11 protein-coding genes are annotated in these 13,599 nt (G+C 64.0%); 1 reads left to right on the top strand and 10 read right to left on the bottom strand.

The features are described 5' to 3' along the window. Positions 1 to 63 precede the first annotated feature (63 nt). On the top strand, positions 64 to 1,107 hold the full coding sequence (gene gmd, locus FFS45_RS13995) for a GDP-mannose 4,6-dehydratase (protein ID WP_137955244.1): 1,044 nt from the start codon (positions 64 to 66) through the stop codon (positions 1,105 to 1,107). A gap of 123 nt (positions 1,108 to 1,230) precedes the next feature. On the opposite strand, the gene FFS45_RS13990 is transcribed toward gmd, so the two are convergent. From FFS45_RS13990 to FFS45_RS13945, 10 genes are all read right to left on the bottom strand, one after another. After that, positions 1,231 to 2,256, bottom strand: a complete 1,026-nt coding sequence (locus tag FFS45_RS13990) for a glycosyltransferase (protein WP_137955243.1) — start codon at positions 2,254 to 2,256, stop codon at positions 1,231 to 1,233. 120 nt (positions 2,257 to 2,376) lie between these two features. Further along, positions 2,377 to 3,363, bottom strand: a complete 987-nt coding sequence (locus FFS45_RS13985; RefSeq protein ID WP_137955242.1) for a glycosyltransferase family 2 protein — start codon at positions 3,361 to 3,363, stop codon at positions 2,377 to 2,379. Between the two features lie 181 nt (positions 3,364 to 3,544). Further along, positions 3,545 to 4,711 (bottom strand): glycosyltransferase family 4 protein, encoded by a 1,167-nt coding sequence (locus FFS45_RS13980; RefSeq protein ID WP_137955241.1) that lies wholly within the window; start codon positions 4,709 to 4,711, stop codon positions 3,545 to 3,547. A 56-nt stretch (positions 4,712 to 4,767) separates the two neighbouring features. Next, positions 4,768 to 5,958, bottom strand: a complete 1,191-nt coding sequence (locus FFS45_RS13975; RefSeq protein WP_137955240.1) for a glycosyltransferase family 4 protein — start codon at positions 5,956 to 5,958, stop codon at positions 4,768 to 4,770. Then, positions 5,959 to 7,416: a glucose-6-phosphate isomerase gene (locus FFS45_RS13970; RefSeq protein ID WP_137955239.1), complete on the bottom strand. Its 1,458-nt coding sequence runs from the start codon at positions 7,414 to 7,416 to the stop codon at positions 5,959 to 5,961. It lies immediately after the preceding gene. Positions 7,417 to 7,419: 3 nt separating this feature from the next. Further along, positions 7,420 to 8,574: a glycosyltransferase family 4 protein gene (locus FFS45_RS13965; protein WP_137955238.1), complete on the bottom strand. Its 1,155-nt coding sequence runs from the start codon at positions 8,572 to 8,574 to the stop codon at positions 7,420 to 7,422. 118 nt (positions 8,575 to 8,692) lie between these two features. Then, a complete protein-coding gene (locus tag FFS45_RS13960; RefSeq protein ID WP_137955338.1) occupies positions 8,693 to 9,619 on the bottom strand; it encodes a glycosyltransferase family 2 protein in 927 nt (308 codons plus the stop codon). A gap of 44 nt (positions 9,620 to 9,663) precedes the next feature. Beyond that, positions 9,664 to 11,862 (bottom strand): polysaccharide biosynthesis tyrosine autokinase, encoded by a 2,199-nt coding sequence (locus tag FFS45_RS13955; RefSeq protein ID WP_137955337.1) that lies wholly within the window; start codon positions 11,860 to 11,862, stop codon positions 9,664 to 9,666. 109 nt (positions 11,863 to 11,971) lie between these two features. Then, a complete protein-coding gene (locus FFS45_RS13950) occupies positions 11,972 to 13,150 on the bottom strand; it encodes a polysaccharide biosynthesis/export family protein (RefSeq protein ID WP_137955237.1) in 1,179 nt (392 codons plus the stop codon). Continuing rightward, positions 13,144 to 13,599, bottom strand: a complete 456-nt coding sequence (locus FFS45_RS13945; RefSeq protein WP_137955236.1) for a low molecular weight phosphotyrosine protein phosphatase — start codon at positions 13,597 to 13,599, stop codon at positions 13,144 to 13,146. The genes FFS45_RS13950 and FFS45_RS13945 overlap by 7 nt, the downstream gene beginning before the upstream one ends.

The raw sequence follows: 13,599 nt of genomic DNA, 5'->3' as shown, positions 1-13,599 counted from the left end.
CGTGCTTTTCCCTTATCTCCTGACTCTTTTTACCGTCACTTTTACCGTTACCCAAGGCGACCTATGAGCAACCAACGCAAAGCGATTATCACCGGCGTATCCGGCCAGGACGGCGCGTATCTGGCGAAACTGCTGCTCGACAAGGGCTACCAGGTGACCGGCACCTATCGGCGCACCAGCTCCGTCAACTTCTGGCGCATGAATGAGCTGGGGATTGCCGGGCATCCCAGCTTGCGGCTGGTCGAGCACGATCTGACCGATTTCGGGTCGACCTTGAGGCTGCTTGAAGGGTCGCAGGCCGACGAGCTGTATAACCTGGCGGCCCAGAGCTTTGTGGGCGTGTCGTTCGATCAGCCGGTTACGACGGCCGAGGTGACCGGTATCGGGGCGCTGAACCTGCTTGAAGGGATTCGCATTCTGAGCCCGAAGACGCGCTACTACCAGGCCTCGACCTCCGAAATGTTCGGCAAGGTGCAGGCTGTGCCGCAGCGCGAAGATACGCCGTTCTATCCGCGCAGCCCCTATGGCGTCGCCAAGCTGTTTGCTCACTGGACGACGATCAATTATCGCGAGTCGTATGGAATCTTTGCCAGTAGCGGGATTCTGTTCAATCACGAGTCGCCGCTGCGCGGGCGTGAGTTCGTGACCCGCAAGATCACGGATACCGTGGCCAAGATCAAGCTTGGCAAGCAGGATGCGCTCGAGCTGGGCAATCTCGACGCCAAGCGGGATTGGGGCTTTGCGCTCGAATATGTCGAGGGGATGTGGCGCATGCTGCAGGTCGATGAGCCCGATACCTTCGTGCTTGCGACCAACCGGACCGAGACTGTGCGGGACTTTGTGCGGATGGCGTTTTCGGCGGCCGGCTATCAGCTTGAATGGTCCGGCAAGGAACAGCGGGAAATCGGCATTGACGTCGCTACCGGCAAGACGCTTGTTCGTGTGAACCCGAAGTTTTATCGGCCTGCTGAGGTGGACCTTCTGATCGGCTGTGCGGACAAGGCCAAGGCCAAGCTCGGGTGGGAGCCGCAGACCGGGCTCGAACAGCTTTGCAAGATGATGGTGGCTGCCGATCTTACGCGCAACCAGGAGCATGAGACGTTTTAACGTTCCTCGTTTTGATGTTCCTCGCTTTAATGTTCCTGTCTTCCGCCCGCGCGGCGCTTTCTTGAGGAGGCGCCGCGCGGGCCTTTGTTGAGCCCCCGTTTGACTTCGACTCTGCCCGGCTCCTCATTCGATGCTGACATGAAACACGGTCGCATGGACATCCTTCAACAGTGCCCGGTGCCCCAGGCCTCCCTTGGGCACGGGCCGATAAGCCCCGGAAGCGAGCAGCCCGAGCACGGTGCCGGCGCGACTGAGCCTCGCCGTGGCGGCGCTGTAGAGATTGGCGCGGCGCAGTAGCCGATCTCCAAGCTTTCGATAGTAAACGGTTGCAACGGCGGCGCGTTGCTGGATCTGCGTGGGCGCCTCCCGCAACACCTCGCGCAACTTGTCCGCCCGCGCCAATGCCGAGGTTCCCATCCTGCGATAGTGCGTCTGGCCGGCGGCTTTGGCCATCTTGACCTGCTCTCCCATGTCCCTGTCAGGCGACACGCCGCAAGCGTTGGCGTCATGTTGACGGTAAAGCGCGAGTTGGTCCTCGATCGCCACCATTTTCCCTAGCGACGTCGCGACAAACCAGGCCCAGGTATCGTGCGACATCGGATAGCCCGGGTCGACCGGATGCTCGGGCCGGTCGTGCCAGTCGATATAGTCGTAGATCGAGCGCCGCACGACGGTCGACATGCCGAACAGAACGTACCAGGGATTGGTGGTCAGCGGGTCATAGACGCCGCGATGGGACCAGTGGTTAGCGGTGTTGTCGGCGCGCGCCTTGAGATCCGCATCAACCACTTGCACCGCGTGAACCACCAGCATCACTTCGGGGTCCGCGAACTCTCTTGCGACTCGCTCCAGCTTGTCGTCCGCCCATACGTCGTCCTGATCGCAAAACGCAACGAAATCGCCACGGCAAAGCGATATGGCCTTGAAGAAATTCTCGTGAAATCCCAAACGCCGTTCGTTGCGCACCACGCGGACTGGAAACGGGACGCGGCGCGAAAACTCGACCACGATATCGTACGTGCCGCTGTCCGGGCTGTCGTCGCTGATCACCAGTTCGAACGGGGGGAGCGTCTGCCGGGCGATACTGTCCAGTTGCTCGCGGATAAAGCGCTCGCCCTTATAGGCGGCCATCGCGATCGAAATTTTCATGGTAGTCCGTCTCCTGAAAGGCGCCGGATTGCGGAAATTGCCGCCCGTTTCGAACCACACATGGACGGCATATCGCCGCAGCGCTGACTAAAGAAACTAAAGAACCGTTTCCGTCGGCGCTCACTTGCGGGCGGGTCGTGCCGTGAGCGCTTCTGTCTGCCGCCCGGCGCGACTGGAAAATATCGATCTGGCAATCAGCATCAGATGATAGTAGAAGCGCACACTGAAGCCGTACTGATACGCGGACAGGTGCCTGAATGCGATCCCCAGTCCCTTGAGCGGCGCGGCATTCTTCGAATAGACCGAAACGACAATCGGCACGAGCCGGCGCAACGCGAGTGCGCGAGCAGGCTCAACCTGGCGCTCGAGCACGAGGCTCGTGACGAACGCATAGGCCGAAACCGATGCCGCATTCGTCGAGCCGCGGGTGCTCGCCGATATCGATACATTCGTCTTGCGGTAGTACGACACGTATTCGTTCAGGTAGTAAACCTGCTTCGCCGCAAGGCACAGCTCGACGCCAAAGACGAAGTCGCAACACGTCCCGTAATGTTCCTTGTAGCTGATCCGCTTGACGAGATCGGCATTCGCGAGCCAGCCGTTGTTCGGGAACATCTGGATCAAACCGGTCCGGCCCGGCACCTGCTGCAGACCCTCCGTGCTTTTCGTTCTATGAAAATCGGCGTTGAGCCTGTCGCTGACAGCACGGTCGACATGCCCCGCGTGATCGACTTCATACTGATCGGCGAAGGCAACGTCCAGACCGGGATGACGCTCCCATAGCGAAACCAGCCGCTCGACACCGTCTTCAGCGAGGTAATCGTCGTCGTGGATCAACAGGATCTTGTCGCCGCTCGCGCGCGCGAACAGGCTGGCGACGTTGCGCGCCTGGCCGAGCGGCGGTTCGTTTTTCAGGTAGCGGATGCGCGGGTCGTGCTGGTATTGCGCTGCCATCAGCCGCTGGGTCCGGTCGTCCTTCGAATCGTCGCCAATCACGATCTCGATGTTCGCGTGCGTCTGCGCGAGGCACGAATCGATGCATTGGACGATCAACTCCGGGCGATTGCACGTCGGCAGGCAGATGGAGACTTTGAAGGGGGACGTCATGGCTTCACCTTGATTTTCAGAAGAGGCACGGCAGCCGGTTCTCTCTGCGTATGCATTCACACACGGTGGTATCTAGCAAGCTAGGCTAAAAAAACTCAAAAAAAACTGCTTTATAAATCGAAAAATCGACCGTGTTCGCAACCAGGGTGTCGCCGGCATTTCCCGTCTGGATGCCGGTACGTCAATGCACCTCGCCCGAGGCGATCGCTTCGCTATAGACCGCTGCTACCCGCTTCGCGATCACCGAATTGTCGAAATTCGCCCGCGCATAAGCGCGGCAGGCCTGCGCATCCGGCAGCTTCAAGGTGCCGTCAAGCGCAGCCCCCAGGCCTTCGGCAATCGCCGCGGCACCCGTGGCCGGCAGCACCAGATCCGGCGACAAGCCCGCGACGGCTTCCGGCAGGCCGCCCACCGGCGTCACCAGCACCGGCGTGCCCGAGGCCAGCGATTCCACCGTAATCAGCCCGAATCCCTCCAGCGCCACGGTCGGCACCACGCTAATCGTCGCCGCGCGATACAGCGCCGCCAGATGCTGATCCGGCACGAAGCCCAGCAACTTGACGTTGTTGTCGAGGCCAGCCTCGCTGATGCGCGCCTGCAACTCTTCCTGCAAGCGCCCCTTCCCCGCTATCAGCAGCAGCACGTCCGGCACCCGCTTTTTCAGCAGCTTCACCGCATCGATCAGATCCTCCAGCCCCATGCGCCGCACCAGACGCCGCACCGCCAGCACGATTGGACGCCCCTGCGGCAACTGCAGCTTCAGCCGCGCTTCGGCCGGTGTGATCGGCAGGTTGAACTGGTCCACATTCACGCAGCCAGGCACCACACGTACCCGCTCCGGCGAAATCCCATAACGCGACGTCAGGATCTTGCCGAATGCGTCGGACAACACAATCAGCCGCGACGAACGCGCGTAGACCGACTGCTCCAGATAACGCTTGGCGCGCTGGCCGAACGAGTCCGCGCCTTCGACGTGGCTCTCATCGGCCCACGGCCCCTGGAAATGCGACACCTGCGGGATGCCGCGCGTCACATCGAGGCCCGGAAAGGTATAGAGTGCAAAGTGCGAGGAAATCACATCGGGGCGCTGCCGCGTAATCTCGCGGCGCAGGGCGCGGCGGGCTGCCATCAGGCGCAGCGGCAGCGATTGCGCCGCCGAGCCGAAACCCTGGATCGCGCCGTCCGTGTCCTGTGCGACGCGCGCCGAGCCGGCGACCACGCCACGTACCGCCACGCCCGCGCCCGGCAATGCGCCCACCAGCGAGTAGTACATGCGGTCCAGGCCGCCCGCGCGCTCGGGGAACCAGTGCATGCCGATTTGCAACGATTTGATGGAGCTGGCTTTCATGGCGGTTTCTCTCGTGTGGCGTGAAGTTTCGGTTGAACCAATATGGGTGGCGGCGTTCATTTGGCCACCGTGTAGTCGGCCGCACTGGTGGCGCCGGCCCGCTGGCGGTCTTTGCGCTGCCCCGCCAGTTGCCGGTACAGCGCAATGTACTGTGCCGCCATGCGCGCCCAGCCGAAGCCGGTTGCAAGCTCCTTGGCGGCGATGCCCATCGCGCGGCGTACATCGCCGGAGTCCGCGAGCCGCGCAATGGCGCCCGCCAATGCCTTCGGATCGTCCGGATCGTCGAGCACGATGCCGCACTCGGGCGTGATGATCTCCGCCCCGCCCGCCGTGCGCGCCGTGACGACCGGCAGGCCCGCTGCCATCGCTTCGAGCAGCGACAGGCTCATTGCTTCGTAGCGCGAAGGAAACACGAAGGCGTCGACCGAGTGCATCAGCACCGGCATCTCCTTTACCAGCCCGAGGAAATGCACCCGGTCGGCAATGCCCAGTGCGCGCGCCTGTTCCGGGTAGGGACTCCCCGGCAGGTAGCCCGCTACCGCGATATGCACGTTGGGCGGCAAATGGCGCAAAGCCTCCAGAACCGTGCCGAGATTCTTGCGCGGCGTGCGCAGATCGCCCACGAACAGCAGCAGAAACGCGTCGGCGGGAAGATTGAATTTCGCGCGGTCGCCTTGCGCGGCAGAAAAACCCCGCGTATCGACGCCGTTATAGATCACGTCGACGCGGTTGTCCGGCGTCAGGCCGATCGCGCGGATCTCGTCAGCCACCTTTTGCGACACCGCCGTAATCACCCGCGAGCGGCGGTATGCCCAGCGCTCGAGCGTCGCATTCGTCCGCGTATAGACGAACTGATAGGCCGACCACAACCCCTTCGTCAGACCGAACGGGTAGTACTTGCTGCCGAACCAGCCGCTATGCACGAAGTGCGCGGTATTCACATCGGCCGGCACCCATGTGATAAAGCCGTTGACGTGCAGCACGTCGTAATCGCTGCGGTGGGTGCGCAACCACAGCGCGCTTTTGAAGGCGAATACCTGCTGGCGCAACAGGTTGGTCGGCCACCAGCGGCCGATTTTCATCGGCACCCAGCGCACGTTCGGATGGGCGAGCAACTCAGGGGCCACGTGCGAGGCGACGAGCGTGACAGCGATATTCTCGTCGAGGGCCGCACGCGCGATCTCGTGGTTGACGCGACCCTGGCCGTCGTTATGGCGCACGACATGCGTGACAATGGCGACTCTCAATCAGGTGCCTCCGTGCAGAATAAGCTCTCGCCTGCGCTGCTGTTTCTGCCAGTGCGCGGCGGAGAGGATCGAAAAAAGGCTGATGAAAAGCAGGAGCCCGCCCGTGCCCACCAGCGAATTGGTGAACACCAGCATCGCGAAGATCGCGAGCGCGAGGCTCACCGAGGAGGACACGAATTTGTCGTCGCGCAGCTTGAACGAGGCGAGCATCGCCCGCACCATCAGCCACAGGATGCCGGAGAGGTACAGCAGCGTGCCCGGCCAGCCGAGCACGAACGGGATGTTCATCACGCCGCTATCGAAGTTGCCGTATTGGCCAAGCTGGCCGCCGTCGTTCGACAGCTTCGTCGAGGTGCCGGTCGCGCCCATGCCCTCGCCCGAGACGTCCGTAAACGCCTTCTTCGCAAAGGTTGCGTAGAACTGGTTGCGCGCGGCGTAGCTCTGGTCGTCCTTGAGATTGACGATACTGTTCAGGCGCGCCTGCATCCGCTCGGCCACCGGCCCCACCGCCAGCAACGGCACACACAGGCCGGCCAGCAGGATCGCACTGCCGATAATGCGCAGACGTATGCGGTTGTTGGATTTGGCCAGTTGCACCAGCATGGCGACCACCCAGCCGCCCCACGTCGAGCGCACGAGGCTCAGGCCGAAGGCAAAGAAGCCCAGCACGGCGGCAATCCAGCGCACGCGGTGATTCGCGGCCATCACGTAGACCATGGCGCCCATCATCGCGAAGGCAAACGGGCCCGACGAGTTCATCGTGCTGAACACGCGTACGCCCATCGGTACGGGATCGCCTTGCGAGTTCATCTGCGAGCCGAGCATCCAGAGCGCATCCCACGGCGGCATGATCACAAACTGCACCAGCCCGTAAGCGCCCATCACCAGCATGCCCCAGATGAAGGTATTGACGATGGTGTCGCGATACTCGGGATAGTTGCGCGTATTCGCCATGATGTGAAAGCCGATCAGGATCGGATAGAGCCAGTTGGCGAGGTCATAGGTCGCGGCGAGCGGTCCGCTCGAAACGACGCCGACCATGTATGCGTAGGCCAGCCCCGCCAGAATCAGCAGCACCGGCAAGCCGCGCCGCTGCCCCAGCAACGGGTAGTGGCGGATCAGGCCGAGGCCGCTGATCATCGTCACCGCGAGCGGCGCAATCTGGATCAGGCTGGTGGGCGTAAAGCCGCCCTTCGACCAGTCGGCGAGCCGCCGCACTTCGGGGCTCAGGAACCATAGCCACCACATGAAGCCGACATAACGCGCTGGACTTCTGAAATACAGCCACAGCCCGGTCATGGTGGCGAGTACCGGGAAGGCGAGCGTCAGCACCGAGCCCTGATGCGCCGCCACCAGCAGCGCGGTGATGAACCACAGCAGCGCGGGCGGCCCCCATTCCAGCGGATCGCCCTTGGGACGGCGCAGAGCGCCGCTTGCGGCTCGCGTAATCGTCGACATCGCTTAGAGGCCCCCGCGGGACTGGCCCGAAGTCTGCACCCCGGTCCGCACTTCGGCGAGCGCCTCCGTGCGTCCGTGCGGCGCCATGCGCCGGCGCAACAGGTCTTCGGTGATGCGCACGTGCTGCATGGCGAAATGGCGCGTCGTCAGGTCGCGTGAGAGCAGTTGTTCCGTAGCCGCCTGTGCCTGGCGCAACGCTTCGTGTGGCGCGGCAACCAGGCGGTCGACCGCCTCGCGCATGGCTTGCGGATCGAACGGCTGCACGTACGACACAGCCCGGCGCGAGAAGTAGTCGTCGAGCGCGCCCACGTTGGTGACGACCATCGGCTTGCCGAGCGCCGCGGCTTCGAGCATGACCGTGATGCCGGAGGCGTGCGAGTTCGGCCGCAGCGGCACCAGCACCAGATCGGCCCAGTCGTATAGCTCGCGGGCTTTCTTCAGGCCCGTGGCGGGCGCGATATCCACATTCGGTGCGTGCAACTGCGCAGGGATCTTGCGCCGCGTTGCGAGCCTGACGTGGTAGCGCGGATCGTTGCCGAACGCCTTGATGAGCGTTTCCCAGTCGCGATCGCGGTCATTGCCGATGGCGGCAATCCGCACCGGCGTATGAGCCTGCCATTCGCCCGGCGTCTGCACCGGGAAATCGATAGTGTTCAGGCCGTAGTACACATGGGTCGCCTTGCGGCCCAGATAGCGCAGGCACAGCGCGGCGTTTTCGCTTGCCAGCGTGGTCAGCACGTCGGCGCGCGCAATCAGCTTGCGATACAGCCAGCGCCGCAGCATTCCGTAGCCGGGCCACTTGTCGAGCAGCCACACGCTTTGTGCAAGCAGCAACGGCGGCGCCTTGCGGCGGCCGCTCAGCAGCAGCACCAGCGCAACCGACAGATACTCGTGCTCGGTATGCGTCCAGATCACGTCCGAGCGCAGAATCTCGGCGCGGTTGCGCCACGTGTGGATCAGGTCGAAACCGAGCACGGCCTTCAGGCCGCGGCGCAGCAGCCGCACCGGCGCGCTTTCGCGCGCATCCTGCGAATAGGTCAGCGCGAACTCGTCCGATTCGGCATGGTGATAGCCGTACAGGCAGCCGATATTCTCGCCCTTGCGATAAAAGCGCGGATCGGCGCCGTAAAACAGATGCACGTGGACTTTTGTGCTCATTCAGACTCCGGCCTGCAAAGTGACGCGGGTTGAAAAGGTCCCGGCGCAAGCGGCCCGCCGCCGGTGCAATCACCGGGGCAACCGCCTGGCGAGCGCTGCGCGGTCACGTCACGGCGCTTCATGAGGCCGCCGCGCGGCGCGCCTCGTTGGCGCCCGTGCGCACCGCACGCCAGCGCGAAAGCCGCGTGCGGCCCTGCTTCGAGAGGAGCGCGAGCACCACGTGCGCGAAGCCGGGATAGGCCCGTGTGCCGACCAGCGTGTACCACCACCAGGCAGCCTCGCGCCGCAGCGGCGGCAACTGGTCGCGCAGGATCAGATGCAGGTTGTAGGCGGCATTGCGCACGGCCATCATGGTCTGCGCGTCGCGGCGGTCTTCGTCGAAGCGCTCGGCGGGGTAATGATCGACCGCCACGCGCGGATCGTAGACGAGCTTCCAGCCGGCATGCTTCACGCTCATGCTGAACGCCATGTCGTTATGCGCCTGGGCGCCGGCGCCGCGCAGCCGCGCGTCGAAACGGATAGCGCCGATCGCCGCGCGCCGGTAGCTCATGTTGGCGCCCTTGAGCAGATCCACCTCGCGGGCGCCGCCCACGCCCAGATGGTGGTTGCCGATGATCTTGCCCGATGCCTGAACCTTGCCGACCAGCGGCCGTTCGCCGTCGAGCACGCGGCCTTTCTCGTGCACCCAGTCCCGGCCGCCGAGCGCACCCAGGCGTGGATCGTTCCCGAACGCGGCGGCGATCCGCTCCAGCCAGTCGGGGCGCGGCGCGGCATCGTCGTCGGTGATGGCGACCACGTCGCCGTTTGCCGCGTCGAGTCCGCGATTGAGCGCGGCAACCTGCCCCGGCGCTTCGACCAGCGCCACGGAAAGCCGCAGCGCGCCCTTGACCGCCGGGTCGCGCAGGCAGGCATGGGTCGCGCTATCGTCGGGACGCGCCACCACCACCACTTCGTCCGGCGCGCGCGACTGGCGTTGCAGGGCGCCGAGGCAGCGCGTCAGATCGGCTGGGCGGCGAAAGGTGGGAACCAGTACCGTTACTTTCATCGCATCATGCTCCGTTGTCGGGTCGTGGCTGCTTGCCGGGTTGCTCATGCACTGAGGTATTCCTGCACGGCCGCGTAGCTACGGTCGTAGCCGCCGCGTGCGCGTTGCGGAATCGCATTGAAAATCCCGCCCTGCACATGCACGCCGGCCGCCTTCAGCCGCTTGAGGGAATCGGCGATCTCCGCTTCGCTATGCACACCTGAGCGAATCACGAAGAAGGTCGAGCCTGCGTATCCGCCGATAATCGACGCGTCGGTCACGGCCAGCACCGGCGGCGTGTCGATCAGGATCACGTCGTAACGCTTGGCAAGACCTTCGAGGTATTGCGGCAGGCGCGGCGACATCAGCAGTTCCGACGGATTGGGCGGACGGTGGCCACACGAGATGAAGCTCAGGCCTTCGATATCGGTGGCGCGGATCGCTTCCTCCAGCGAGATCTGGCCGCTCAGCAGCTCGGACAGTCCGTTGATCTGGGTGCCGCCTAGGTAGCGCTCAAGCGCACCGCGCCGCATATCGCCGTCGATCATCAGCACACGCTTGCCCGAATGCGCGAGCAGCACAGCGAGGTTGACGGTCAGAAAGCTCTTGCCGACGCCGGGCATCGGCCCGGTGAGCATGACGATGCGGTTGCGCGCATCCATCATCGTGAACTGCATGGACGTGCGCAGCCCGCGCAGGCTTTCGATACAGACGTCCTTGGGGCGCGCGTCGGCCAGCACCGAGCTGAGGCGGTTGCCGCCACGCTCGACGGCATGCTCCAGCACGGCCTGCTCCGAGGAGAGCGGCACGAGCCCGAAGATCGGCAGATGGAACATGCGCTCGACGCGCTCCGGATCGTCGATGCCCTTGAACATATTGCGGCGCAGGAACACGAAGCCGGTCCCGACGATCAGGCCCAGCATCACGGCCGCCGACAGGATCATCGCCTTCTTGGGCTTGACCGGCGTGCCCGGACGCAGCGCGAGGTCGACGATATGCACATTGCCACCGGTGCCGGCCCGCTGCACCGACAACTCCTGAATCCGGTTGAGCAGCAGCACGTAGATGTCTTCGGCCACCTTGGCGTCACGCTGCAACTGCACGGCCTTCACTTCGGTGGCCGGCAGATTGCGGAAGCGGTCGCTGTACTTGTCGCGCTGCGCCTGAAGGTCGGCCATCTGCTCGCGGGCCGCCTTGATGAGCGGATGCTCGTCGCCGTAGCGCTCTTCGAGCGAAGCGATCTGCAGGCGCTGGGCGGCGACCTGCTGTTCATACTGGATACTGCCCTCCAGGTAGACCTTCGCCTCGTCGCTCGCATCGATCGAACCGGACTCGCGCTGGTATGCGGTGAGCGCCGCTTCCGCGCGTTCGAGGTCGCTCTTCAGGCGCGGCTCCTCGGTCCTGAGGAACTCGAGCATATTCGTCGCATCGGTCTGCTTGGCGGCGATGTGCTGGCGCAGATACGACTGGGCCAGTGCGTTAGCGATAAAAGCCGCATGCGCCGGGTCCTTGTCCTCCAGCGAAATCTCGATCACGCCGGTCTGCTTGCCCTGCTCCTCGACCTTGATGGCCGACTGGAAGCCGCTGATGGCGTCGAGCTCATTGGCGCGCGTCACAATGAATTCCGTGCCCGGCCGCGCGACCAGCTTCTTGACCAGAATCGTCACGCCGCCGCCCTGCTCGGTCTGGCCCGTCACGCCGCGCAGCAACAGCCTGCCGTCCGGGTCGCGCAGTTCGTATGTCGTATCGGACAGCGCGGTCATCACCATCTTCTTGCCTTCGAGCGCCGGCGTGACCTCGACCGAGTCGACGTCGGCCACTTCGCCGCCCCATGCGTAATCCTTGAGGCCGAGCCACGGACGGCCCGGCACGCCAGGCGTGGCGAGGCGTGCTGCGAGACTGCCCAGCACCGGGAAGGTCTTCGGCGTGACCGAGAAGTCCAGCTTGCAGTCGCGCACCACCGGGCCGATCACCGCGCGGCTCTGGATCATCGCAATCTCGGCGTCGGTGGGCAGCGAAGTCTGGCCGCTCGAAATCACCGCACCCGTCTGCGTTTGCGTGAGGGCCTGCGAGTTGTTGTCGGACTCCTCCACCCGTATGTACGCATCGGCCGAGTAGATCGGCTTGGCGATGAAGCAGTAAAGGCCGGCAATCGCCACGATCGTCACCGCGATGGCAAGCAGCCACCAGATGTCGTCGAGAATCACCTGCAGTAGTTGACCGAGGACGACGTCCTCTTCTTCGGTCTTGGCCGGTACGGCCATATATGACGGATTCAGTTGAGTGCTCACAATTCGATCCCGGTTGGGTCGCCTCGGACCCCGCGCTGTGCAGTGCTTCGCATCGCGCAGGGCCGTCGGCGGGTTCACGCGACTAGTTCGTCAGTTCCTTGATATAGAACACCGACTGGATCGCCGGCAGCACCTGCTGGATGACGCGGTTGAAAGTCGTCGAAAGCGCCGTGCCGACGTAGACCACGTCCAGCGGCTGCAGTTGGAACTTCGACGACAGCATGATGGCGTTCGGCTGGGTCATATCGAGGCGATAGACTTCCGGCGTGGTCGGATGGTCTTTCATGCCGCGCAGCACGTAGATCTGGCGCGGGTTCGCGTCGGTGTCGAGAATCCCGGTGGCCTGGGTCAGCGCATCGGCAATCGTCAGGCGGCCTCTTAGCATCGACACCGCCTGCGGCGTCTTCACCTCGCCCATCACGAACACGCGGCTGTCCACACGGTCCGGCACATTGACAATGTCGCCGGCCTGCAGCATCACGTTCTGCCGCACGTCGCCGCGGTCGAGCACGCTATCGGCGTCAAGCACATAAAGCTGGTTGTTGCGGGTGAGGCGCACGCGCTGGATATCCGCAATCGAGGTGCTGCCGCCCGAGCGCGTGATCGCGTCCAGCAGCGTGAGCGGGACGTCGCTGATCGCGAGCGGCCCCGGCGTCTTCACTTCGCCCGTGACCTGTACCTTCTGGCTGCGGAACGACAGCACCCGCACATCCACCTGCGGATTGCGGATATACGGCACCAGACGCGTCGCCAGTTCGTTGCGGATATCCGCCACCGTCTTGCCAGCCGCCTGCACGCGTCCGACGAACGGGAAGTAAATCGTGCCGTCGGGTCCAACCGTCTGGCCGTAGGGGTCGGCCTGACCCGGCAACGCCGTGGTATATGGCTGCTGCACGGCGCCTGCCAGCGTCTGCGTCGTGTTGTCGCCAGTCGACAGCGTGCTGCCGTTCGGCGTCGTCAATTCGGGGTGGTCCCATACGGTGATGCCGAGAATGTCCTGCGGCGCCACGCGATAGACGTACTGGGACGGGTCGGCGTATTTGGCGGGCGGCAGCGGACGCTGCTCCGCGGCAGCCTGCTGCGCCGCGTTCTGCGCCGCGACCAGATCGCCGTCGATCAGATGGACCTGATACGTCTGGGCCGGCTTGTTCGACGAATCCTCTTTCAGGCTCGAGGTGTCGAGATAGTTACCGGGAGCGGTGGCGCAGGCCGACAGAAAAGCCGTCAGCAAAAGAGCAACAGTAAAATTTCGATTCAGCATATTTTGTTCAGCCATCCCGTGACCAGGTCTTCAATGAGCACAAGGCTCGCGCGATACTCGTTTTCCGCCCTGCCATACGGGTCGATGACGTCGGCCTCGGTGGCGAGCGGAAAGACCTTGCCGCACGAGGTCGGCTCAAGCGCCTCGACATCTTTCACCTGGCGGTGCTCCGTGACGAGGATCAGGTCCGCATCGCGCACGATCTGACGATCGAGGCGCCGCGACTGGTGCATGCCCGGCGTGATGCCGCGCTCGGCAAGCAGGCGCCGCATCATCGGGTCCATGCCCCAGCCGTCGACCGCGCGAATGCCCGCCGAATGAAAGCGGATTGCTCGCCGCGCGTGCCCTTCGGACTCCACAGCGCTGCGTTGACGCGCCCTGAAAAGCCACTCGGCTGCGGGCGAACGGCACACATTGGCACGACACACAATCAGTACGTTGGCTAACAT

It is taken from the genome of Burkholderia sp. 4M9327F10 (assembly GCF_005503145.1).
Classification (GTDB): domain Bacteria; phylum Pseudomonadota; class Gammaproteobacteria; order Burkholderiales; family Burkholderiaceae; genus Paraburkholderia.
The sequence above is the reverse complement of the archived record's forward strand: the minus strand, read 5'-3'. Positions and strand labels throughout refer to the sequence as shown.

Coding starts and splice junctions, on each gene's coding strand:
- gmd (WP_137955244.1), top strand. CDS start 64: ATGAGCAACCAACGCAAAGCGATTATCACCGGCGTATCCGGCCAGGAC.
- FFS45_RS13990 (WP_137955243.1), bottom strand. CDS start 2,256: ATGAAAATTTCGATCGCGATGGCCGCCTATAAGGGCGAGCGCTTTATC.
- FFS45_RS13985 (WP_137955242.1), bottom strand. CDS start 3,363: ATGACGTCCCCCTTCAAAGTCTCCATCTGCCTGCCGACGTGCAATCGC.
- FFS45_RS13980 (WP_137955241.1), bottom strand. CDS start 4,711: ATGAAAGCCAGCTCCATCAAATCGTTGCAAATCGGCATGCACTGGTTC.
- FFS45_RS13970 (WP_137955239.1), bottom strand. CDS start 7,416: ATGTCGACGATTACGCGAGCCGCAAGCGGCGCTCTGCGCCGTCCCAAG.
- FFS45_RS13965 (WP_137955238.1), bottom strand. CDS start 8,574: ATGAGCACAAAAGTCCACGTGCATCTGTTTTACGGCGCCGATCCGCGC.
- FFS45_RS13960 (WP_137955338.1), bottom strand. CDS start 9,619: ATGAAAGTAACGGTACTGGTTCCCACCTTTCGCCGCCCAGCCGATCTG.
- FFS45_RS13955 (WP_137955337.1), bottom strand. CDS start 11,862: ATGGCCGTACCGGCCAAGACCGAAGAAGAGGACGTCGTCCTCGGTCAA.
- FFS45_RS13950 (WP_137955237.1), bottom strand. CDS start 13,150: ATGCTGAATCGAAATTTTACTGTTGCTCTTTTGCTGACGGCTTTTCTG.
- FFS45_RS13945 (WP_137955236.1), bottom strand. CDS start 13,599: ATGTTAGCCAACGTACTGATTGTGTGTCGTGCCAATGTGTGCCGTTCG.